This window comes from Caballeronia zhejiangensis (assembly GCF_000698575.1).
GTDB classification, from domain to species: Bacteria; Pseudomonadota; Gammaproteobacteria; order Burkholderiales; family Burkholderiaceae; genus Caballeronia; species Caballeronia zhejiangensis.
The window spans coordinates 1-21,037 of record NZ_JFHD01000009.1 but is presented as its reverse complement, the minus strand read 5'-3'; the positions used below and the strand labels follow the sequence as shown (position 1 = coordinate 21,037).

The following is a 21,037-nucleotide window of genomic DNA, read 5'->3' as shown; positions in this document are numbered from 1 at the left end:
CATCGCCGATGACCGGGCAACCAGGGAGCAACCATGTCGACTGTCACGACCGATTCCGGTCTCAAATACGAAGACGTCACCGTTGGCGAAGGCACTGAAGCCGTCGCCGGCAAGACCGTCAGCGTGCATTACACGGGCTGGCTCACGGACGGCCAGAAGTTCGATTCGAGCAAGGACCGCAACGACCCCTTCGCCTTCGTGCTGGGCGGCGGCATGGTCATCAAGGGCTGGGACGAAGGCGTGCAGGGCATGAAAGTGGGCGGCGTGCGCCGTCTCACGATTCCGCCGCAACTCGGCTACGGCGCGCGCGGCGCGGGCGGCGTGATTCCGCCCAACGCCACGCTCGTGTTCGAAGTGGAACTGCTCGACGTCTGAGCGTTTTCCGCATGAGCGCGCCGCTTCATCGTCCTGCCGTGTCGTTGCGCCGCTATGAGGCGGCGCAGGCGTCGGACGTGCACGACTTTCATCAGATCGTGCTCGGCCTCGACGGGTCGATGGAGATGGCCGTCGACGGCAACGGCGCACGCATCGATTGCAGGGGTGCGTGGATCATCCCGGCGGGCGCGCGCCACGATTACTGGGCCGAGGGCGACAATCGCCAGCTCGTGCTCGATCTGCCCGCCACGTCCGTCGCGGTGCCCGAGCGCTACTTCGAACGGGCGCGCGCGATCGTCATCGATCCGCGCATCACGCAAGCCGTCGCCGATGTCGCCCGTCGCGCGCATCTCGCGGATGCGCATCTCGCGGACCGCTTCGCATGGCAAGCGGCTGCGCATCTGTGCGGCGCGCTGATGCACGACACCGACGATTCCATCGACGCGATGCGCGGCCTCGATTTCGCGCGCATCGACCAATGGTTGCGCTCGCAACTATCGGCGCCGCTGCGTATCGCCGATCTCGCCGCGCATTGCGGCTTCGGCATGCGGCGCTTTCATCAGCTCTTCAACGAAGCGTTCGGCGAGACGCCGCATCGCTATCTGCATCGGCTGCGGCTCGACACCGCGTTGACGTTGCTCGCCGACTCGCGCGCGTCGCTCACCGATATCGCGCTCGATGTCGGTTTCGCCGATCAAAGCGCGTTCACGCATGCGTTCTCGAAACGCTTCGGCATCTCGCCGGGGCAATGGCGCAACGGCGGTTCATCCGATTCACGCGACAGACCGGCGCGTATGACGGATGCGTGACAGCGCGCGATTTCGAGCGCATTCGCCGATTGCTTCTCGACGCGCAACACGAGCGTCTCCATGCCATTCAACAGCACCCACGCAAGCGCTTGGCCGCTTCCGCCGCGCTCGAAAAGCAGAAGCTCGAAGGCTCGAGACGCAAAAAAGCCCGCTTGGTCCTTGCAGACGAAGCGGGCTCGTTCGAAGCGCCGAAAACTTACTCGACCGATAGTTGCAAATGCAACTGTGAGCGCGCCATGCCGCCCTCTTGCGCGTCGCTCGCAGCATCGCGATCCGACTGCGATTGCGGCGCAAGACGTGCGGACTCGATGCGATCGAGATAATCGGTCGTCACGTCGCCAGTGATGTAGTTGCCGTCGAAGCACGACGCTTCGAATTCCTTCAACGCCGGATTGATGTCGCGGATCGCGTTCTTCAGGTCTTCCACGTCCTGATAGACGAGATAATCCGCGCCGATCATGCGTGCGACTTCCTCATCGCTGCGGCCGTGCGCAACGAGTTCGCCGCGCGTCGGCATGTCGATGCCGTACACGTTCGGGAACTTCACCGGCGGCGCGGCGGACGCGAAGATCACTTTGTTCGCGCCGGCATCGCGGGCCATCTGCACGATTTCATGCGAGGTCGTGCCGCGCACGATGGAATCGTCGACGATCAGCACGTTCTTGCCCTTGAACTCGATGCCCATCGCGTTGAGCTTCTGACGCACCGATTTCTTGCGCACCGCCTGACCCGGCATGATGAAGGTGCGGCCCACGTAGCGGTTCTTGAAGAAGCCTTCGCGATACTCCACGCCGAGCTTCGCGGCGACCTGCATCGCGGCGGGGCGCGACGAGTCGGGAATCGGCATGACGACGTCGATCGGCACATCCGGCAGCACGCGCTTGATTTTCTCGGCGAGGTAATCGCCCATGCGCAGACGCGCGTTGTAGACCGGCACGCCGTCGAGGCACGAATCCGGACGCGCGAGATACACGAGCTCGAAAATGCACGGATTGAGCTCGGGCTTCTCGGCGCATTGGTGGCTGTGCAGATTGCCTTCCGCGTCGATGAAAATCGCTTCGCCCGGTTCGACATCGCGCACGAATTCGAAGCCGATGCCTTCGATCGCCACCGATTCCGACGCGACCATCCACTCGACGCCCGTCGACGTTTCGAGCTTGCCGAGCACAAGCGGACGAATGCCGAACGGATCGCGGAACGCGACGAGACCGTAGCCTGCGATCAGCGAGACGATCGCGTACGAGCCCTTCACACGGCGATGCACGCCCGCGACGGCTTTCCACAGCGCGGTCGCATCGAGTTGCAGACCCGAGCTCGCGAGCTGCAGTTCGTGCGCGAAGACGTTGAGCAGCACTTCGGTGTCGGATGCGGTGTTGATGTGCCGGCGGTCGATGCGGAACATCTCGTCCTTCAGCTGCATCCAGTTCGTCAGATTGCCGTTATGCGCGAGGATGATGCCGAACGGCGCATTCACGTAGAACGGTTGCGCTTCTTCCTCGCTCGATGCGGACCCGGCGGTCGGATACCGCACCTGGCCGATGCCGACGTTGCCCGGCAGACTGCGCATGTTGCGCGTGCGGAACACGTCGCGCACCATGCCGTTGGCTTTGTGCATGTGGAAGTTATTGCCGTTCGCCGTGGCGATGCCCGCCGCGTCCTGTCCGCGATGCTGGAGCAGGAGCAAGCTGTCATAGATCAGCTGATTGACGGGACTTTGGGAAACTACACCTACGATGCCGCACATGGCATGGTCCTTCAAAGAGTCGAAACGGGTAGACAAGGCGTTGCCCGGATCTCTTCGACGCTTCTCTCAAAAACTGGCCGTGACGTGGCCGGGGCGAAGCGTCTTCGAGCCGTCGCGCGTTCCTCGTGTAGCCGGCCGTTCGTCTATTGTGCGGCGTTGGGCGCCAGGCCGCCCGGTTCGGGAGCGACGTGCACATACGCGGCGAGCGTATCGGGGAGCAGCGGTTTCAATTCGCGCACGCCTTGCTCGGCCATCGGCCGCAGCAGCGCATTGCGCCAAAAATCTTTCTGAGGCAGTTCGGTCAGGCCAGCCAGGGCGACCAGAATAACTACCAATATAGCCCCTCTGACGAGGCCGAACAGCAAGCCCAACGAGCGGTCCACGCCGCGCAGGCCGGTGACTTCCGTGATGCGCGTCAATAGCGCCGACAGCACGCTCGATACGAGCAGCACCGCCCCGACCACCAGCACGAACGCCACGAGCCACTGCGTAAGCGCGCCGCCGGGCCACGTCGACGGGATATACGGCACGACAAGCCCGACGAACCGTCCCGCGATCAGAATGGCGGCGACCCAGCCGACCAGACCGAACGCTTCGGCCAACAGGCCGCGCCACATGCCGCGCAGCGCGGACAGGCCGATCACGGCCATCACGGCGTAGTCGAAAGCGGTGAACATCGAGCCGGCTTAGTTCGATGCCCGGGTGCCGCCGCCCAGGCCGGCCTGCCGCACCTTCACGAGCGCGGCCTGCGCCGACGCGCGATCCGGGAACGGCCCCGCGCGCAACAGCGACTTGGTCGCGCCGTCCGACTGCTTGCGATGTTCGAGATATGCGGGCACACCCGCGGACTTCAACTTGTTGACCCAATTCTGCGCGGCGGTTTCGTCGTCGAACTGGCCGATCTGCAGCACGAAGCGGCTGCCCGCCGGCGACGACGGCGTGTTGGCCGCGCCTGCTGCGGCGTTCGCCGCGGTGTTTGCGTTGGCTTGTTCGGAAGGCTCGGCCGCTTGCGGCTTCGCGTTCTGGCTCGCCACGGCTGCGGGCTTCGACGGCTTCGCTTCCGGCTTGGCTTCGGCTTTCGCGTCAGGCTTCGCTTCCGGCTTCGGCTCGGGCTTTGCCGTCGCGGCAGGTGCCGCGGCTTGCGGCTGCGTCACGCCGGCGGAAGCACTGCCCGACGCACCCGACGGCGCGTCGTGCGCGACACCGGCTTGCGTGTCGGCGTCGTTGGCGTCGCGCGACTGCTTCGCGGCGGGCGCCGGGCGGTTGGGAATATCAATGGAAATGTCGTCGGTGACGGGCTTCGGACGCGAATCGAGCACCATCGGCAGGACGATGACGGCGGCGAGCACCAGCGCGATCGCCCCGACGAGCCTGCGGCGCGCGCGCTGCTTCTCGGGCAGGGTGGGATCGAGCATCATCGCGTCGGCGTCGGTGCGCTCGGATCTGCGCGTGCGGCGTTCCGTGCGGACGGTGTGACGCGAGCCGCGCGATGAATCGGAATATGCGTCGCGACCGGAGTCGTCTTTCTTGCCGAACGAAAAGAGTCCCATGTATCGCTTGGTGCTGACGGCCGACCGTCTCAATGATGCTGCTAGTTATGCTGCATTCGACGGTAGGCCATGACGCCGGCTACCGTGTAGAAACTGCCGAAAACCAAAATTCTATCATTTTCAGACGCCCGGCTTAACGCATCTTGAAAAGCCGCCGCAGGTGTTTCAAAGCGAGAAACGCTGCTGTCGGCGCTGTCGTTGACACCAGCGTCGCGCAATGCGTGTTCCAGTTGCTCCGCCGACGCGGCGCGCGGCGTGGGCAGCGCGGTCACGTTCCAGTGATCGATCTCGCCCTTGAGTTGCTTCACGACGCCTTCGATGTCCTTGTCGCCCATCGCGCCGAACACCGCGTAAGTGTACGGAAAATAGCCCATGTTGCCGAGATTTTGCGACAACACGGCGGCTGCGTGAGGATTGTGCGCAACGTCGAGAATGATTTGCGGCTTGCCCGGCAGCACCTGGAAGCGCCCCGGCAACTCGACGTTCGCCAGGCCAAGGCGAATGTCCTGCGCCGAAACCGGCAGACGGCCGCGCAGCGCTTCGAGCGCGGCCAGCGCCGCCGACGTGTTGATGAGCTGATTCGCGCCGCGCAGCGCCGGATAGGCCAGCGCCGAGCGCCGCTGCTCGCGCCCGATATAACTCCATTGCTGGCGCTCGTTGCCGGGCTGGGCTTCGTAGCGGAAATCGCGTCCGACGAGCCACAGATCCGCGCCGATCGCCTCGGCATGTTCGATGAGAGTCTGCGGCGGCGACGGATCTCCGCACACTGCCGGCTTGCCCGTCCGAAATATGCCCGCTTTCTCGAAGCCAATTTTTTCGCGCGTGTCGCCGAGATAGTCCGTATGGTCGATGTCGATGCTCGTGATCACAGCACAATCCGTATCGACGATATTCACCGCGTCGAGACGCCCGCCGAGCCCGACCTCGAGAATCACCGCGTCGAGCTTGCGCGACGCGAAGAGATGCAGGATCGCAAGCGTTGTGAACTCGAAGTACGTCAGCGAAACCGGCTCGGGCAGGCTGGCGCGCGCCTTTTCCACGGCCGCGAAATGTTCGAGCAGATCGGCGTCGCTCGCCTCCGCGCCGTCGATGCGGGCGCGCTCGTTGAACGTCAGCAGATGCGGCGACGTATGGCAACCGACGCGATACCCCGCGCGCAGCAAGATCGTTTCGATGATCGCGCAGGTCGAGCCCTTGCCGTTCGTGCCGCCGACGGTGATGACCGGGCAGTCGAAACGCAGGCCGAGCGCATCCTTCACCTTGCCGATGCGCGCGAGGCCCATGTCGATGCCGACCGGATGCGCCGCTTCCAGATGGGCGAGCCAGGCGTCGAGAGTCGGGAATGTGTTCATTTTCGAGATCGCAAAAACAAAAGCGCCGCGCGGAACCTCGCGGGGTTCACGCGCGGCGCGGCGCTACGTACATTCGGGTCAGGCGACGGAATCGGCGGGTTGCCGCGTCATCAGCGCCATCAATTGGGCGATTTCTTCGCGCATCTTGCGGCGATCCACGATCATGTCGACCGCGCCCTTCGTCAGCAGGAACTCGGCGCGCTGGAAACCTTCCGGGAGCTTCTCGCGCACGGTCTGCTCGATCACGCGCGGGCCGGCAAAGCCGATCAGCGCCTTCGGCTCGGCAATCACGACATCGCCCAGGAACGCGAACGATGCGGACACACCGCCCATCGTCGGGTCGGTCAGCACGGAAATGAACGGCAGCTTCGCGTCCGCGAGTTTGGTCAGAAGCGCAGTGGTTTTGGCCATCTGCATGAGCGAAAGCAGGCTTTCCTGCATGCGCGCGCCGCCCGAGGCCGTGAAGCAGATGAACGGCACGTTCTGCTCCAGCGCGTTGCGCGCGCCGCGCACGAAGCGCTCGCCGACCACCGAGCCCATCGATCCGCCCATGAACGAGAATTCGAAGCACGCGACGACACACGGAATCGTGTGGATCGCGCCGCCCATGACGACCATGGCGTCGGTCTCGTCCGTATCTTCCATCGCTTCCTTGATGCGATCCGGATACTTGCGGCTGTCCTTGAACTTCAGCGCGTCGACCGGGACGACTTCCTGGCCGATTTCGTAGCGGCCTTCCGGGTCGAGCAGGCGGTCGAGCCGCTCGCGCGCGCCGATTCGCATGTGATGGCTGCACTTCGGGCATACGTGCAGATTCGCCTCGACGTCGTTGCGATACAGCACCGCTTCGCACGACGGACACTTCACCCAAAGGCCCTCGGGAATGCCCTTGCGGCTTTTGGGATCGGTTTGCTTGATCTTCGGCGGCAGCAGTTTGTCGAGCCAGCTCATCGTTTTTCCTTGACTGATCGGTTGCCGCGCGGCGCACGCCCGAATCGGGCGGCCCGCGGCGGCGCGTATTTTACTGTGCGGCGTCGAGCGCCTGACGAATTTCGGCGATGAAGCTCGTCAGCGACGCGGCCGCGGTGTCCGGCTTCGCGTCTTCGAGCAGCTGCACGAGGCGGCTGCCGATGACGACGGCGTCCGCGACATCGGCGACGGCGCGCGCGGTCTGGGCGTCGCGAATGCCGAAACCGACACCGACCGGCAGGGGCACACGCGACTTGATGGCCGGGATTTTACTCGCGATGCTGGAAACGTCCAGATTTGCCGCGCCGGTCACGCCTTTCAGCGATACGTAGTAGACATAGCCGCTCGCGATCTTGCCGACCGCCGCGACGCGCTCGTCCGTCGATGTCGGCGCGAGCAGGAAGATCGGATCGATGCCGGCGGCGCGCATCGACGCGCCGAAGCTCTCCGCTTCCTCGGGCGGGTAATCGACCACCAGTACGCCGTCGACGCCCGCTTCCTTCGCAGCTTTCGCGAACGCGTCGGCGCCCATGCGCTCGATCGGATTCGCGTAACCCATCAGCACGACGGGCGTTTTGTCGTCGGTTTCGCGGAAACGCGCGACGTCGGCGAGCACGCGCTTGAGCGTCACGCCGCGCGCGAGCGCCCGCTCCGACGAACGCTGGATGACGGGGCCGTCGGCCATCGGATCGGAGAACGGCACGCCCAGTTCGATGACGTCCGCGCCGGCCTTCGCCAGCGCGTGCATGAACTCGACGGTTTGTTCCGGATTCGGGTCGCCCGCGGTGATGAACGGAATCAGCCCTTTCTTGCCCTGTGCGGCGAGCGCCGCAAAAGTATTCTTGATGCGGGACATGAGATTTCTCTTAGTCGTATTCGTTGGCGTCGGACGCATTTGAATGCATTTGACGCGATCAGCAGCGAAAAAGACGCTATTCGGCTTGGGCGGCGGTGCCGGTCGCGACGAGTGTCTTGCGTCGAACGCGGGCGGGCTCTGCCGGCTCGAGCCGTGCAGCGCGCGCTTCGGCAATGCGGCTTTCGGCGATCGCGCAGTAATCCGCGTTGATCTCGTAGCCCGTGAATTGCCGGCCATGACGTGCGCACGCGACCGCCGTCGTGCCGCTGCCCATGAACGGATCGAGCACGCGCCCACCCGGCGGACAGCTCGCGAGCACCATGCGCTCGACGATCTCCAGCGGCTTTTGCGTCGGATGATCCACCCGCTCCGCGTGCTGCCGATGCAGACGCGACACGGACCAGACATCCTTCGGGTTGTAGCCCAGTTCGAGCCACTTGCTGCCTTCGAAAATCTTCCGCGACCGCGCCTTTTTCGTTTCTGCGTCGTAAGGGATGCGCACCGGATCGAGATCGAAGTAGTAGTCCTTCGATACCGCGAAATAGCCGATGTTGTCGTGCACTGACGTGAATTTCCGCGTCGTTCCGCCCATGCTCGGCACGCGACGGTCCCAGACGATCTCGTTGATCATCAAAAGGCGGCGCTTGAGGAACACGAACAGTTCGGGCGAATACTGCCAGGTGCAAAAGATATACAGCGAACCGCTCGGCTTGAGCTTCGGAATCGCGAGATCGAGCCAGCGATAAGTCCACTCGAGAAAAGCGTCGCCGGACAACATGTCCGAGTCGTTCCCGTAGTCCTTGCCCAGACCATAAGGCGGATCCGCGACGATCAGATCGATCGACGCGTCGGGAATATTCTCGGCATCGGCCAGGAAGTCGCGGTTGCGGATGTCGCTGCCGGCGCCCTGCAAGGCGCCGACGGACAACGGCTCGTCGATGACGTTGCGCATCTATCTGAGGCTCAGAACTGAATGCCCGATCGCTCGGCGACCGTATGCATGTCCTTGTCGCCCCGGCCGGACAGATTGACGAGCAACACCTTGTCGCGCGGCAACGTCTTCGCGAGCTTCGCGCCATAGGCGAGCGCGTGGCTCGATTCCAGCGCGGGGATGATGCCCTCGATCCGGCAGCAGTCGTGGAAGGCCTTGAGCGCTTCGTCATCGGTGATGCCGACGTATTCCGCGCGTCCCGCGTCCTTCAGCCACGCGTGTTCCGGACCGACGCCCGGATAGTCGAGCCCCGCCGACACCGAATGCGTTTCGATGATCTGCCCGTTTTCGTCCTGCAGCAGATACGTGCGATTGCCGTGCAGCACCCCCGGGCTGCCGCCCATCAGCGACGCCGCGTGGCGCCCGGTGTCGATGCCGTCGCCCGCCGCTTCGACGCCGATCAATCTGACGTCTTTATCGTCGATGTACGGATAAAAGATGCCCATCGCGTTCGACCCGCCGCCGACGCACGCGATCACGGCATCAGGCTGGCGACCGGCCATTTCGGGCATCTGCACGCGACATTCGTCGCCGATCACGCGCTGGAAGTCGCGCACCATCATCGGGTAAGGATGCGGCCCCGCCACCGTGCCGATGATGTAGAACGTGTTTTCGACGTTCGTCACCCAGTCACGCATGGCTTCGTTGAGCGCGTCCTTGAGCGTCTTCGACCCGGATTCGACCGGCACGACCGTTGCGCCGAGCAGCTTCATCCGATAGACGTTCGCCGCCTGACGACGCACGTCTTCCGCGCCCATGTAGACCACGCACTCCATGCCGAATCGCGCGGCAATGGTCGCCGTCGCCACGCCGTGCTGGCCCGCGCCGGTTTCGGCAATCACGCGCGGCTTGCCCATCTTGCGGGCGAGCAGCGCCTGGCCGATCACGTTATTCACCTTGTGCGCGCCCGTGTGATTCAGGTCTTCGCGCTTCAGATAGAGCTGCGCGCCGCCAAGCATCTCGCTCCAGCGCTTCGCGTGATAAATCGGCGACGGCCGACCCACGTAATGCTTGAGCTCGTACTCGTACTCGGCGATGAATTCGGGATCCTGACGTGCCGCGTCATACGCGACGCGCAATTCGTCAAGTGCATGGATGAGGGTTTCGGAGACGAACACGCCTCCATATTGGCCGAAATGGCCTCTTTCGTCTGGCAAGTTGTACATTGCGTCACTCTCTCGGTTACGTAGCCGGCAGCGCGGCCCACGTTCGATTCACCCGGCGTCCGCCTCGCGCACCGCGCGCACGAACGCCGCCATTCGGGCGGGATCCTTCACGCCCTTGGCGCCCGGCACTTCGATGCCGCTCGAGACATCGACCGCGTATGGGCGCACACGCCGAATGGCGTCACTGACGTTTTGCGTGTTCAACCCACCACTCAAAACGGCCCGATGCCCGAGATCTGTTGGGATAAGTGACCAATCGAATACCTTTCCACCGCCGCCGAAGCCCTCGACGAGCGCGTCGAGTAAAAGGCCGCCTGCGGCTTTGAACTTGAGAGACGATTCTATCAAATGGCTTGTGGACGCATCAGACCCAATTCGCAATGCGCGCCAATAGGATAAACCCGCAATCGATGCCAGCGCCTCGCATTGTTCCGGCGTTTCGTCGCCGTGAAACTGCAGCAGCGAGAGCGGCACGTTCGACGTGACTTCGCGAATCCATTCGGGCGTCGCATTGACGAAAAGCCCGACCGCCGACACGAGCGGCGGCACGTGCCGCGCCAGTTCGACGGCCTGTGCGACGCTCACCGAACGCGGGCTCGGCGGATAGAACACGAAACCCACGGCGTCCGCGCCCAGCGCGACGGCGTGCTGCACGTCCTCGACGCGCGAAAGTCCGCATAGCTTGATGCGGGTGCGATGCAAATCTCGGTCTGTCATTTCGGCTCTGCCCAAATGGCGCTCCAGGGCATGCTGGCGATATGCGGCGGCGGCACCGCGAAGTGTTCAGGATAGCCGACCTCGGCCAGATACAGCCCGTCGGGCATGAAAGTCGGCGCGGCAGCGCGGCGGTCGCGGGCGGCGAGCACGTCCGCCATCCACGACGATGGATGACGGCCCCGTCCGATCGCGACGAGGCATCCCATCAGATTGCGCACCATGTGATGCAAAAACGCGTTGGCGCGAAAGCGAAAGTGGACGAAGTCGCCCTGCTCGCGTACATCGATCTGATAAAGATGCTTGACTGGCGTTTTCGACTGGCAATCGGCGGCGCGGAACGACGAAAAATCGTGCTCGCCGATCAGGCACGCCACCGAATCGCGCATCGCTGCCACGTCGAGCGGCGTGTGCACCCAGCCCGCGCGTTTCGCGAGCATGGGCGAACGCACCGGATTGACGTAAAGAACGTAGAAATAAGTGCGCTCGAAAGCCGCGAAGCGCGCGTGGAAATCGTCGGGCATCGGCTTCGCCCATTGCACCGCGACGGTGTCGGGCAGGAACGCATTCGTGCCGCGCACCCACGAAAACGCGGCGCGATCCAGAGCGGTATCGAAATGCACGACCTGACCGAGACCGTGCACGCCCGTATCGGTGCGCCCGGCGACGACGGTCGGAAGCGGCGTCTGCGCGAATTGCGCGAGCGCGCGCTCCAGTTCGTTCTGGACCGTCTTCCCGTGCGGCTGCGACTGCCAACCGCAAAACGCCGCGCCGTCGTACTGAATCCCTAAAGCGATACGCATCTCAGGAATGCGGTGCGAGCGTCGACAAGAGCGTGGCGGCCCGCTGGCGCGTCGCCGGATCGTTCGATTCGATCACTTCCTGGAGCAACGTGCGCGCGCCCGAAAGGTCGCCCAGTTCGATGTATTCGGCTGCCAATTCGAGCTTATTGCGCGCGATGGTCGCCAGTTGGCCCGGCGTCAGGGCAGGCAAAGCCTCCGTCGCGTTCGACGTCGGCCCGAGATCGAAATCGAGACTGAGCGGGCCGAATTTTGTCGCGCCCAGGCCAGCGACCGATGCCGCGCCCGCCGTACCCGCTTCGATTTGAGACGCAACGGACTGGGCTTGCGACTGGCCTTGCCGCGCTGCTTCGAAATGCGCCACCGGCTGCGGCATGAACGGCGCCTGCTGGATTGGCTGCGTGCCGCCAGGCGGCTGTTCCAGCGCTGCGGGAGGCGTCTCGAGCGGCGGATTTTTCAGCGACGATGCAGCCGTCTCCGGTCCGGTCGCGCCGGGCGGCTTGATCGTCAGTTCCAGACGCGGCGGCAGTTCCATTTCGAGCGAACCGAGCGCCTGGATTGCGTCCTGGGGGAACTTCGGCATTGGGAAGCGATGCGCGAGCACCGGCTCTTCGTCCGGCGCGATGCCGGATTTTTCCGCCTCGCGCGCTGCCAGTTCTTCGATGTCGCGCTGCTCGGCGGCGCGTTGCTCTGCGGCTTGCTCTTCGGCGGCGCGCGCCTGAAGTTCGCGCAGTTCCGCCTCGCGCGCGATGATCTCGCGTGCCGCGTTCTCACGCGCCAGCTCTTCGCGTTCGGTGACCTGACGCAATTCGGCCTCGCGATCCGCGCCGGCATGACCGGCCTGCTCGCGTGCGAGTGCTTCCCGCGCGGCGGCTTCGCGCGCCCGGATTTCACGCTCCTCGGCCTCGCGCGCGGCGGCCTGGCGTGCCGCGGCTTCGCGCTCTTCGACTTCCCATTTCTCGGCTTCCCGGCGCGCCGCTTCGCGCGCTTCGATCTCGCGCGCATGCTGCTCACGCTGTTCGTGGGTGTCCGGTTCGCTGGCTGGCGGTACGAAATCGGGATGACGTGCAGCCGGCGCAACCGGAACGAACGGCTCTTCCGGTTGCGAGCGGTTCGCCTCGACGAGTGCTTCATCCGCCGCGGTCGACGGCTTTGCCTCGGTCGCCGGCGGCAACGCATCTTCGGACGGAGCGACGGGCGTCTGGGCTACTTCAGCGTTGCCGATGCTCGCGGCGGCCGCAGCCAGTCCGGACTGATCGCGCGCCGGCGACTTGCCTTGAGCACCGGCCGCCGCCTCGCGCGCCTTGCGCAGCGCTTCGTTGCGGGCGTCGGCGTCGGCCTGGGCTTCTTCCAGACTTGCGAACGTACGGGGCGCGCGATCGACGTCGTTGTCGTTCGTCGCGACTGCTCGCTTCTTGCGCCGCATTCTGAGCAGCAGGACGCCGATCACGACGATCACGATCGCGATGATGAAGGGCGACAGACCGATGGTCGCCGCTGCCACGCCGCTGCGGCTGGCCGGTTCCGGTGCGGCCGTGGCGGGCGCGCTTGCGGGCGCGGCGATTGCCGATGCGGCCTCCGGCGTCGCACGCTCCGGCGCCGCCGTCGCGCTGGCTTGCGGCTCCACAGCCGATGCGGGCGCCGCGCTCTCCGGCGCCGGTGTGGCGGTATCCGCCGACGAAGACGCAGGCGCGGACGTTTCGGCGGGCGCGGTCTGCTGCGCCTCGGGCGCCGACGCTGCGGCCGGCGGCGCGCCGCTCAGATCGGCGGGCACGTTCAGCACCGCGCCGAGTTTCAGCTTGTTGATGTCGTGGCTGCTGAAGGCGCTCGGATTGGCGTCGAACAGGGCACGCGCGGCTTTCGCGCGGACGTCGCGATCTTTGGATCCGGTGAGTTCGCCGGCGACATCGCTCAACGATTGTCCCGGCTTGACCGCGTAGGTTTGCCCGGTGGCGGCGGAGGCCTGCGCGAGCGCATCGCCGGGATTCGCCCAGAACATCGCGCATGCGGCGAGACTTGCCGCGGCGAGCGCCGCACGCGATGACGAAACGAAAGACCGGCGAGTTCGATGGATCATTGAGGCTCCGGGTGCGGCAAAAATTGAAACATAAAGCGAAGACCGCTCGATAAACACGGCGTTGCAACAAAGCTCCACAAAAACAAAAAAGCGCCGCGTGAAACGCGACGCTTTCGAGCAAGACACGCGCTTCAGGCGCGTAGTTTACTTTACTTGTCGAGCAGAATGCGCAGCATGCGGCGCAGCGGCTCGGCGGCGCCCCACAAGAGCTGATCGCCGACCGTGAACGCCGACAGATATTCGCCGCCCATCGCGAGCTTGCGCAGACGGCCAACCGGCACCGTCAGCGTGCCCGTGACGACCGCGGGCGACAGATCGCGAATCGATGCTTCGCGCTCGTTCGGCACGACCTTCACCCAGTCATTCGCCGACGCGAGAATGCCGTGCACTTCGTCGAGCGGCACGTCCTTCGTCAGCTTGATGGTGAGCGCCTGCGAGTGGCAGCGCATCGCGCCGATACGCACGCAGAGGCCGTCGACGGGAATCGAGCCCGGCGTACCCATTGCCGGCTTGCCGAGGATCTTGTTGGTTTCCGCGCCGCCCTTCCACTCTTCCTTCGACATGCCGTTGCCGAGATCCTTGTCGATCCACGGAATCAGCGAGCCCGCGAGCGGCACGCCGAAGTTGTCGACGGGCATGCGCTCGCCGTTCATCGCGGCGAGCACGCGGCGGTCGATGTCGAGAATCGCCGACGACGGATCCGCCAGGTCTTCCTTCGCCGAACCGTAGAGCACGCCCATTTGCTGAAGCAGCTCGCGCATGTTCTGCGCGCCCGCGCCCGACGCGGCCTGATAGGTCATCGCCGTCGTCCATTCGACGAGGTTCTCGCGGAACAGGCCACCGAGCGCCATCAGCATGAGGCTGACCGTGCAGTTGCCGCCGATGAAGTCGCGGCCGCCCTTCACGAGCGAATCCTTGATGACGTCCAGGTTGACCGGATCGAGAATGATGACCGCGTCGTCCTTCATGCGCAGCGCCGACGCCGCGTCGATCCAGTAGCCCTTCCAGCCCGCCGCGCGCAGCTTCGGATACACCTCGTTGGTGTAGTCGCCGCCCTGGCACGTGATGATGGCGTCGCACTTTTTCAGGTCGTCGATGCTCGTTGCGTCTTTGAGCTTCGTCTCGTTTTTGGCGAACGACGGCGCGTTGCCGCCCGCATTGCTGGTGCTGAAAAACACCGGTTCGATCAAGTCGAAATCGCCTTCCTGCTGCATGCGCTGCATCAGGACGCTGCCGACCATACCGCGCCAACCAACGAGACCTACGTTCATGACTAACCTTTAACTGTGGACGCTTCCCCGCATCTTTACCCGGCGTGGCCGCGCGGGGAAGACGCTCGGACACGAGGGACGATCAGCGAATCGTGATCGCTTTGATGGAGATTTTCGTAATGCGCGTTTTAGCCGTGGCTCGAGTGGCCACGATGCGCGTGCTGATGGCGAGTTCCGTCGCGAGCGACTTTGAGCCGCGTCCGATGGAATCCAGAGAGAATTGAGAGTTCTTCGCCATAGCAAAGCAATATACACGATAACCGGACGTTTTCGACGGCGTCATGCTGCAGATGCGTGAAAATCGGGCGGATCGTGCGCGAACATCGGTAAAAAGAGACGATCGGCCGCTGCAATGCTTCAGCGCGCCGATCGTCTTTCTCGCGATTACAGCGCCTTCAGCACCGCGTCGCCCATTTCCTTCGTGCCGACAACCTTGCCGTCCGCCGTCGCGATATCGCCGGTGCGGTAGCCCTGCTCGAGCACTTTCTTCACCGCGCTTTCGATGCGATCCGCCTGCTCCGTCTTGCCGAGCGAGTAGCGCAGCATCATGGCCGCCGAAAGAATGGTCGCGAGCGGATTCGCCACGCCCTTGCCCGCGATGTCCGGCGCCGAACCGTGCGACGGCTCGTACAGGCCCTTGTTGTTCTTGTCGAGCGACGCGGACGGCAGCATGCCGATGGAGCCGGTGAGCATCGCCGCTTCGTCCGACAGAATGTCGCCGAACATGTTGCCGGTCACGACGACGTCGAACGCTTTCGGCGCCTTCACGAGCTGCATCGCGGCGTTGTCGACGTACATGTGCGACAGCTCGACATCCGGATATTCCTTCGCGACGTCGATCATCGTGTCGCGCCACAGCTGCGACGTTTCGAGCACGTTCGCCTTGTCGACGCTCGTCAGCTTCTTCTGGCGCTTTTGCGCGGCGGCAAACGCGACGTGCGCGATGCGCCGCACTTCGGGCTCGGAATAGCGCATCGTGTCGAAGCCTTCCTTCGCGCCCGCGAACGGGCCGTCCGGGGCTTCTCGCAAGCCGCGCGGCGCGCCGAAATAGATGTCGCCGTTCAATTCGCGGACGATCAGGATGTCGAGACCCGACACGATCTCCGGCTTCAACGACGACGCGCCCGTCAATTGCGGATAGCAGATCGCCGGACGGAAGTTCGCGAACAGTTGCAGATGCTTGCGCAGGCCGAGAATCGCCTGCTCGGGACGCAGCGCGCGTTCGAGCTTGTCGTACTTCCAGTCGCCGACGGCGCCGAACAGGATCGCATCGGCTTCCTTCGCGAGCGCCAGCGTGGAATCGGGCAGCGGGTGCCCCTTCGCCTCGTAGCCCGCGCCGCCGACCGGCGCCTCTTCCAGCTCGAACTTCTCGCCGAGCGCGTTCAGGACTTTGACCGCTTCGGCGGTGATTTCGGGACCGATGCCGTCGCCGGGGAGAACTGCAATTTTCATCTTTCGCTTCCTTTATGCGCGGTTATCCAACGAGCCGGTTATTCAGCCACGGCTGCTTCGCGAGGCGTTCGGCCTCATATTGCTTGATCTTGTCCGCATGACGCAGCGTGAGACCGATGTCGTCGAAGCCGTTCAGCAAGCAATACTTGCGAAAGCCCGGCACTTCGAACGCATACTCGGTGCCGTCGCCGGTACGCACGACTTGCGCTTCGAGATCGATCGTCAACTGGAAACCAACGAACGCGTAGGTCTCGTTAAACAGCTTGTCGACCTGCTGCTCCGTCAGCACGACCGGCAGGAGACCGTTCTTGAAACAGTTGTTGTAGAAGATGTCCGCGAAGCTCGGCGCGATGATCGCGCGAAAGCCGTATTGATCGAGCGCCCACGGCGCGTGTTCGCGTGAGCTGCCGCAGCCGAAATTCTTGCGCGTGAGCAGAATCGACGCGCCTTGATAACGCGGCTGATTCAGCACGAAATCCGGGTTGAGCGGACGCTTGCTGTTGTCCTGTCCGGGCTCACCGACGTCGAGATAACGCCATTCATCGAACGCGTTCGGACCGAAGCCGGTGCGCTTGATCGACTTCAGGAACTGCTTCGGGATGATCGCGTCCGTGTCGACGTTCTCGCGATCGAGCGGCGCGACGAGGCCGCTGTGCACAATGAATTTTTCCATGATCTTTCTCAGTGTCCCGATCGATTAAGCGAGCTTGCGTACGTCGACGAAATGGCCTTCGATCGCGGCGGCGGCGGCCATCGCGGGGCTCACGAGATGCGTGCGTCCGCCCGCGCCCTGACGGCCTTCGAAGTTGCGGTTCGACGTCGATGCGCAGCGCTCCCCCGCTTCCAGGCGGTCGGCGTTCATCGCGAGGCACATCGAGCAGCCCGGCTCGCGCCATTCGAAGCCGGCGTTCGTGAAGATCTTGTCGAGGCCTTCGCGTTCGGCTTGCGCCTTCACGAGACCCGATCCCGGCACGACCATCGCGAGGCGAATGTTCGACGCGACGCGCTTGCCCAGCGACTTCACGACGTACGCGGCGGCGCGCAAGTCTTCGATGCGCGCATTCGTGCACGAGCCGATGAAAATCTTGTCCGGCTTGATCGATTCGATCGGCGTGTTCGGCTGCAATGCCATATAACTCAGCGCGCGTTCCATCGCGTCGCGCTTGACGGGATCTTTTTCCTTGTCGGGATCGGGCACGCGGCCGTCGATCGACGTCACCATTTCCGGCGACGTGCCCCACGTCACTTGCGGCACGATCTCGGCGGCATTCAGCTCGACGACGCGATCGAAGTGCGCGCCGTCATCGGATTTGAACTGACGCCAGTATTCGACCGCCTGATTCCACTCGACGCCCTGCGGCGAGTACGGACGGTCCTTCAGATAGTTGATGGTCGTGTCGTCGACCGCGACCATGCCGGCGCGCGCGCCCGCTTCGATCGCCATGTTGCAGACGGTCATGCGGCCTTCCATCGTGAGCGCGCGGATGGTCGAGCCGCCGAATTCCATCGCGTAGCCCGTGCCGCCCGCCGTGCCGATCTTGCCGATGATCGCGAGCACGATGTCCTTCGCCGTGCATCCGCGCGGCAATTGGCCTTCGACCTTCACGAGCATGTTCTTGCTCTTCTTCTGCAACAGCGTTTGCGTCGCGAGCACGTGCTCAACCTCCGACGTGCCGATGCCGTGCGCCAGCGCGCCGAACGCGCCGTGCGTGGACGTGTGCGAATCGCCGCAGACGATGGTCATGCCCGGCAGCGTCGCGCCCTGCTCCGGCCCGATGATGTGCACGATGCCCTGACGCAGGTCGTTCATCTTGAACTGCGTGATGCCGAAGGCGTCGCAGTTCTGGTCGAGCGTATCGACTTGCAGCTTCGAAACCGGATCGGCGATGCCGTGCGAGCGGTCGGTCGTCGGCACGTTGTGATCGGACACCGCGAGATTCGCGCTGATGCGCCACACCGGGCGCTCGGCCAGCTTCAGGCCCTCGAAGGCCTGCGGGCTCGTCACTTCGTGCAGCAGGTGACGGTCGATGTAGAGGATCGAGGTGCCGTCCTCTTCCGTGTGGACAACGTGCGTATTCCACAGTTTGTCGTAGAGAGTCTGTGCCATGGTGAGCGCTTTCGTGTGTGACTGCGGGGATTTATCGGTGTACGGCTCGTGAATCGATTATGCCACCACCCGATGAGAATTGGATACTAGGATACGGAAAAAACCCATTAAAAACAGATAGTTATTGTAGTGGTTCCAGTACCCGGATGACGACTACCCGGCTGAACCTCGAGCGCATCGCGACGCTGTCCTTAGATCCTATGCCATTTGGCCGAATGTTCGCCGCACGATACGCGCAATAGGCTGTCGTCAGCGCTCACGATCCGCGCAGTAATAACATTGTATTGACGGCTCTTTCGACAGGTAATAACATCGTGCTTCCATACTCTTCAGTAGTCGACGACATGCGAACCACCATCAGAAAAATGGGCAACTCCCAGGGCATCCTGATTCCCAAGCCGCTGCTCGCGCAATTGGGCTTGGAGAACGAGGTCGACATGGAGGTCGAGAACGACGCGATCGTCCTGCGTCGGCCTCGCGACAAAGCGCGTCAAGGGTGGGCCGAGGCCAGCAAGCTGATTGCGCAAAGCGGCGAGGACGGACTCGTCATGGGCGAATTCGGCAACGACGACGACGGGGAGCTCGAATGGTAGTGCGTGGAGAAGTCTGGTCGGTCGCGCTCGATCCCACCTTGGGCAGCGAAATTCAGAAAACGCGTCCGTGCGTAGTGGTGTCGCCGCCGGAGATGCACGACCATCTGCGCACGGTCATCGTCGCGCCGATGTCGTCGAAGGGAAAGCCTGCGCCTTTCCGCATTCCCATTGCTTTCAAGCGGAAGCAGGGATTGATTCTTCTGGATCAGATTCGCACGGTGGACAAGCTGCGGCTCATCAAGCGGGAAGGCAGCATCGCGGACAACACGCTGACCGACGCGCTTCATACCTTGCAGGAGGTGTTCGCGGATTGAATCCGGCGCCGTCTCTGCGCGCGGCGAGCAAAAAAGCAAAAGCCCCGGCGATTTCTCGCCGGGGCTTCGATACAACTAAAACTCGAGCAGCTTAGCGCTTTGCCAGCGGCTTCGCTTCACGCGGCGTCTGGCCGATGAACAGCTGACGCGGACGACCGATCTTCTGCTCAGGATCGGCGATCATCTCGTTCCACTGCGCGATCCAGCCGACCGTACGAGCCATCGCGAAGATGCAGGTGAACATCGACGTCGGAATGCCCAGCGCGCGCTGCACGATGCCCGAGTAGAAGTCGACGTTCGGATACAGCTTGCGCGACACGAAGTATTCGTCTTCCAGCGCGATCTTTTCAAGTTCCATCGCGAGCTTGAAGAGCGGGTCGTCGTGCAGGCCGAGTTCGTTCAGCACTTCGTGGCACGTCTCGCGCATCAGCTTCGCGCGCGGGTCGTAGTTCTTGTACACGCGGTGTCCGAAGCCCATCAGCTTCACGCCCGAGTTCTTGTCCTTCACCTGCTTGATGAACTCAGGAATGTTGTCGACCGAGCCGATCTCTTCGAGCATGTTCAGCGCGGCTTCGTTCGCGCCGCCGTGCGCCGGACCCCACAGACATGCGATACCGGCTGCGATACACGCGAACGGATTCGCACCCGACGAACCCGCGAGACGCACCGTCGACGTCGACGCGTTCTGCTCGTGGTCCGCGTGCAGGATCAGAATACGGTCGAGAGCGCGCACGAGCACGTCGTTGACCTTGTACTCTTCGCACGGGTTCGAGAACATCATGTGCATGAAGTTAGCGCTGTACGACAGTTCGTTCTTCGGATACACGAACGGCTGACCGATGCTGAACTTGTACGCCATCGCGACGAGCGTCGGCAGCTTCGCGATCATGCGGATCGCGGAGACTTCACGGTGACGCGGATCGTTGATGTTCAGCGAGTCGTGATAGAACGCCGACAGCGCGCCGACCGCAGCCGTCAGCACGGCCATCGGGTGTGCGTCGCGACGGAAGCCGCGGAAGAAGAAGTGCATCTGCTCGTGCACCATCGTGTGACGCGTGACGGTGTCCACGAATTCCTTGTTCTGCGCCTCGTTCGGCAGTTCGCCCTTCAGCAGCAGATAGCACGTTTCGAGGAAGTCCGCGTTCACGGCCAGTTGCTCGATCGGGTAGCCGCGATACAGCAGTTCGCCCTTGTCGCCGTCGATATACGTGATCGCCGAATTGCACGCCGCCGTCGACATGAAGCCCGGGTCATACGTGAACTTGCCGGTCTGACCGTACAACTTGCGGATGTCGATCACGTCCGGGCCCATCGTGCCCTTGTAGATCGGCATTTCGACGCTCGGCGAGTTGTCGCTGAACGATAGCGTGGCTTTAACATCTGACGGGGTCATAGCACATCCTCAATCGAAGTATGGATACAGGTTTTCGATAATTTGCACGACGGAAGCTGCGCGGCAAAACTGTTTTATCGGCCTGTGTGCAGTGCAACAGGCCTATTTTGCAAAACTCCGCGAATTCCTGCTGGAATCACACGGTGCGCAGCATTTCCAGCAAGCGGGTTACGTCCGGCGTCGCCAGGTCGCCTTCAGGCTCCGTGCGCGCCAGCAGCAAGTCCATCAGTTCGTTGTCGCTCAGCTCCAGCAGGCGGGTCAATGCGGCCACGTCGGCGTCGCTGAGGTCATGCTCATATCGGCTGAAGAAACGATCGAAGATCAGATCGTTTTCCAGCAGGCCGCGCCTTGCGCGCCAACGAAGGCGCGCGCGGCGAAGAGGGTCGGACTGGTGAGATTCGTCCATTTCAAACCGCCCGTCGCACCATCAATTCCTTGATCTTGCCGATCGCCTTGGTCGGGTTGAGCCCCTTCGGGCACACGTCGACGCAATTCATGATCGTA

22 protein-coding genes and 1 pseudogene are annotated in these 21,037 nt (G+C 63.5%); 4 read left to right on the top strand and 19 right to left on the bottom strand.

The window, feature by feature from the left end; genetic code table 11:
* Positions 1-33: 33 nt before the first annotated feature.
* Entirely contained in the window at positions 34-375 is a 342-nt protein-coding gene (locus tag BG60_RS14170; RefSeq protein ID WP_008354031.1) for an FKBP-type peptidyl-prolyl cis-trans isomerase, read from the top strand.
* Positions 376-386: 11 nt separating this feature from the next.
* Positions 387-1,184: a helix-turn-helix transcriptional regulator gene (locus BG60_RS14165; RefSeq protein ID WP_008354032.1), complete on the top strand. Its 798-nt coding sequence runs from the start codon at positions 387-389 to the stop codon at positions 1,182-1,184.
* A 196-nt stretch (positions 1,185-1,380) separates the two neighbouring features.
* Here BG60_RS14165 and purF read toward each other — a convergent pair whose 3' ends face one another.
* From purF to leuC, 16 genes are all read right to left on the bottom strand, one after another.
* Entirely contained in the window at positions 1,381-2,928 is a 1,548-nt protein-coding gene (gene purF / locus BG60_RS14160; RefSeq protein WP_008354035.1) for an amidophosphoribosyltransferase, read from the bottom strand.
* A gap of 143 nt (positions 2,929-3,071) precedes the next feature.
* Positions 3,072-3,605, bottom strand: coding sequence for a CvpA family protein (locus tag BG60_RS14155; RefSeq protein ID WP_008354036.1), 534 nt, complete (start codon positions 3,603-3,605; stop codon positions 3,072-3,074).
* 9 nt (positions 3,606-3,614) lie between these two features.
* Positions 3,615-4,478 (bottom strand): SPOR domain-containing protein, encoded by an 864-nt coding sequence (locus BG60_RS14150; protein WP_008354037.1) that lies wholly within the window; start codon positions 4,476-4,478, stop codon positions 3,615-3,617.
* Between the two features lie 41 nt (positions 4,479-4,519).
* Entirely contained in the window at positions 4,520-5,830 is a 1,311-nt protein-coding gene (gene folC, locus BG60_RS14145; RefSeq protein WP_008354038.1) for a bifunctional tetrahydrofolate synthase/dihydrofolate synthase, read from the bottom strand.
* A gap of 78 nt (positions 5,831-5,908) precedes the next feature.
* Complete coding sequence (accD, locus tag BG60_RS14140; RefSeq protein ID WP_008354039.1) at positions 5,909-6,781, bottom strand: acetyl-CoA carboxylase, carboxyltransferase subunit beta; 873 nt, start codon at positions 6,779-6,781, stop codon at positions 5,909-5,911.
* A gap of 70 nt (positions 6,782-6,851) precedes the next feature.
* Positions 6,852-7,655, bottom strand: coding sequence for a tryptophan synthase subunit alpha (gene trpA, locus BG60_RS14135; RefSeq protein WP_008354040.1), 804 nt, complete (start codon positions 7,653-7,655; stop codon positions 6,852-6,854).
* Between the two features lie 76 nt (positions 7,656-7,731).
* Entirely contained in the window at positions 7,732-8,607 is an 876-nt protein-coding gene (locus BG60_RS14130; protein ID WP_008354042.1) for a DNA-methyltransferase, read from the bottom strand.
* 11 nt (positions 8,608-8,618) lie between these two features.
* Positions 8,619-9,812, bottom strand: a complete 1,194-nt coding sequence (gene trpB / locus BG60_RS14125) for a tryptophan synthase subunit beta (RefSeq protein ID WP_008354043.1) — start codon at positions 9,810-9,812, stop codon at positions 8,619-8,621.
* A 48-nt stretch (positions 9,813-9,860) separates the two neighbouring features.
* Positions 9,861-10,529 carry a phosphoribosylanthranilate isomerase gene (locus BG60_RS14120; protein ID WP_033536877.1) on the bottom strand — a complete coding sequence of 223 codons (669 nt, stop codon included), beginning with the start codon at positions 10,527-10,529 and terminating at the stop codon, positions 9,861-9,863.
* Positions 10,526-11,329, bottom strand: a complete 804-nt coding sequence (truA, locus tag BG60_RS14115; protein ID WP_008354045.1) for a tRNA pseudouridine(38-40) synthase TruA — start codon at positions 11,327-11,329, stop codon at positions 10,526-10,528. The genes BG60_RS14120 and truA overlap by 4 nt, the downstream gene beginning before the upstream one ends.
* A 1-nt stretch (position 11,330) precedes the next feature.
* Positions 11,331-13,403 (bottom strand): motility hub landmark protein FimV, encoded by a 2,073-nt coding sequence (locus tag BG60_RS14110; protein WP_008354046.1) that lies wholly within the window; start codon positions 13,401-13,403, stop codon positions 11,331-11,333.
* A 149-nt stretch (positions 13,404-13,552) separates the two neighbouring features.
* Positions 13,553-14,674 carry an aspartate-semialdehyde dehydrogenase gene (gene asd / locus BG60_RS14105; RefSeq protein WP_008354047.1) on the bottom strand — a complete coding sequence of 374 codons (1,122 nt, stop codon included), beginning with the start codon at positions 14,672-14,674 and terminating at the stop codon, positions 13,553-13,555.
* A gap of 82 nt (positions 14,675-14,756) precedes the next feature.
* Positions 14,757-14,957: a hypothetical protein gene (locus tag BG60_RS38205; protein ID WP_152563205.1), complete on the bottom strand. Its 201-nt coding sequence runs from the start codon at positions 14,955-14,957 to the stop codon at positions 14,757-14,759.
* Between the two features lie 101 nt (positions 14,958-15,058).
* Positions 15,059-16,126 carry a 3-isopropylmalate dehydrogenase gene (leuB, locus tag BG60_RS14095; RefSeq protein ID WP_008354048.1) on the bottom strand — a complete coding sequence of 356 codons (1,068 nt, stop codon included), beginning with the start codon at positions 16,124-16,126 and terminating at the stop codon, positions 15,059-15,061.
* A 22-nt stretch (positions 16,127-16,148) separates the two neighbouring features.
* The gene (gene leuD, locus BG60_RS14090; RefSeq protein ID WP_008354049.1) at positions 16,149-16,799 is read right to left on the bottom strand and encodes a 3-isopropylmalate dehydratase small subunit; all 651 of its coding nucleotides are present in this window, start codon (positions 16,797-16,799) and stop codon (positions 16,149-16,151) included.
* A 24-nt stretch (positions 16,800-16,823) separates the two neighbouring features.
* A complete protein-coding gene (gene leuC / locus BG60_RS14085; RefSeq protein WP_008354050.1) occupies positions 16,824-18,233 on the bottom strand; it encodes a 3-isopropylmalate dehydratase large subunit in 1,410 nt (469 codons plus the stop codon).
* 344 nt (positions 18,234-18,577) lie between these two features.
* Here leuC and BG60_RS14080 point away from each other — a divergent pair, with 344 nt between their 5' ends.
* Together BG60_RS14080 and BG60_RS14075 are read left to right on the top strand one after the other, a co-directional pair.
* Entirely contained in the window at positions 18,578-18,826 is a 249-nt protein-coding gene (locus BG60_RS14080) for an AbrB/MazE/SpoVT family DNA-binding domain-containing protein (RefSeq protein ID WP_008354051.1), read from the top strand.
* Entirely contained in the window at positions 18,820-19,140 is a 321-nt protein-coding gene (locus tag BG60_RS14075) for a type II toxin-antitoxin system PemK/MazF family toxin (RefSeq protein ID WP_008354052.1), read from the top strand. The genes BG60_RS14080 and BG60_RS14075 overlap by 7 nt, the downstream gene beginning before the upstream one ends.
* A gap of 91 nt (positions 19,141-19,231) precedes the next feature.
* Here the strand turns inward: BG60_RS14075 and gltA are convergent, their stop codons facing one another.
* The 3 genes and pseudogenes from gltA to sdhB all read right to left on the bottom strand — a co-directional run.
* Complete coding sequence (gene gltA, locus BG60_RS14070) at positions 19,232-20,533, bottom strand: citrate synthase (RefSeq protein WP_008354054.1); 1,302 nt, start codon at positions 20,531-20,533, stop codon at positions 19,232-19,234.
* A 136-nt stretch (positions 20,534-20,669) separates the two neighbouring features.
* Positions 20,670-20,939 (bottom strand): FAD assembly factor SdhE, encoded by a 270-nt coding sequence (locus BG60_RS14065; RefSeq protein WP_008354055.1) that lies wholly within the window; start codon positions 20,937-20,939, stop codon positions 20,670-20,672.
* A gap of 1 nt (position 20,940) precedes the next feature.
* Positions 20,941-21,037 (bottom strand): annotated as a pseudogene (sdhB, locus tag BG60_RS36860) (succinate dehydrogenase iron-sulfur subunit); the annotation flags it as partial.

Excerpts from the sequence above, each read along its gene's own strand:
- BG60_RS14130 (WP_008354042.1), bottom strand. The coding sequence starts at position 8,607 with ATGCGCAACGTCATCGACGAGCCGTTGTCCGTCGGCGCCTTGCAGGGC.
- BG60_RS14170 (WP_008354031.1), top strand. The coding sequence starts at position 34 with ATGTCGACTGTCACGACCGATTCCGGTCTCAAATACGAAGACGTCACC.
- leuC (WP_008354050.1), bottom strand. The coding sequence starts at position 18,233 with ATGGCACAGACTCTCTACGACAAACTGTGGAATACGCACGTTGTCCAC.
- gltA (WP_008354054.1), bottom strand. The coding sequence starts at position 20,533 with ATGACCCCGTCAGATGTTAAAGCCACGCTATCGTTCAGCGACAACTCG.
- BG60_RS38205 (WP_152563205.1), bottom strand. The coding sequence starts at position 14,957 with ATGACGCCGTCGAAAACGTCCGGTTATCGTGTATATTGCTTTGCTATG.
- BG60_RS14110 (WP_008354046.1), bottom strand. The coding sequence starts at position 13,403 with ATGATCCATCGAACTCGCCGGTCTTTCGTTTCGTCATCGCGTGCGGCG.
- BG60_RS14065 (WP_008354055.1), bottom strand. The coding sequence starts at position 20,939 with ATGGACGAATCTCACCAGTCCGACCCTCTTCGCCGCGCGCGCCTTCGT.
- BG60_RS14165 (WP_008354032.1), top strand. The coding sequence starts at position 387 with ATGAGCGCGCCGCTTCATCGTCCTGCCGTGTCGTTGCGCCGCTATGAG.
- BG60_RS14080 (WP_008354051.1), top strand. The coding sequence starts at position 18,578 with ATGCGAACCACCATCAGAAAAATGGGCAACTCCCAGGGCATCCTGATT.
- accD (WP_008354039.1), bottom strand. The coding sequence starts at position 6,781 with ATGAGCTGGCTCGACAAACTGCTGCCGCCGAAGATCAAGCAAACCGAT.
- purF (WP_008354035.1), bottom strand. The coding sequence starts at position 2,928 with ATGTGCGGCATCGTAGGTGTAGTTTCCCAAAGTCCCGTCAATCAGCTG.
- trpA (WP_008354040.1), bottom strand. The coding sequence starts at position 7,655 with ATGTCCCGCATCAAGAATACTTTTGCGGCGCTCGCCGCACAGGGCAAG.
- leuB (WP_008354048.1), bottom strand. The coding sequence starts at position 16,126 with ATGAAAATTGCAGTTCTCCCCGGCGACGGCATCGGTCCCGAAATCACC.
- BG60_RS14150 (WP_008354037.1), bottom strand. The coding sequence starts at position 4,478 with ATGGGACTCTTTTCGTTCGGCAAGAAAGACGACTCCGGTCGCGACGCA.
- trpB (WP_008354043.1), bottom strand. The coding sequence starts at position 9,812 with ATGTACAACTTGCCAGACGAAAGAGGCCATTTCGGCCAATATGGAGGC.
- BG60_RS14155 (WP_008354036.1), bottom strand. The coding sequence starts at position 3,605 with ATGTTCACCGCTTTCGACTACGCCGTGATGGCCGTGATCGGCCTGTCC.
- BG60_RS14120 (WP_033536877.1), bottom strand. The coding sequence starts at position 10,529 with ATGACAGACCGAGATTTGCATCGCACCCGCATCAAGCTATGCGGACTT.
- folC (WP_008354038.1), bottom strand. The coding sequence starts at position 5,830 with ATGAACACATTCCCGACTCTCGACGCCTGGCTCGCCCATCTGGAAGCG.
- asd (WP_008354047.1), bottom strand. The coding sequence starts at position 14,674 with ATGAACGTAGGTCTCGTTGGTTGGCGCGGTATGGTCGGCAGCGTCCTG.
- BG60_RS14075 (WP_008354052.1), top strand. The coding sequence starts at position 18,820 with ATGGTAGTGCGTGGAGAAGTCTGGTCGGTCGCGCTCGATCCCACCTTG.
- leuD (WP_008354049.1), bottom strand. The coding sequence starts at position 16,799 with ATGGAAAAATTCATTGTGCACAGCGGCCTCGTCGCGCCGCTCGATCGC.
- truA (WP_008354045.1), bottom strand. The coding sequence starts at position 11,329 with ATGCGTATCGCTTTAGGGATTCAGTACGACGGCGCGGCGTTTTGCGGT.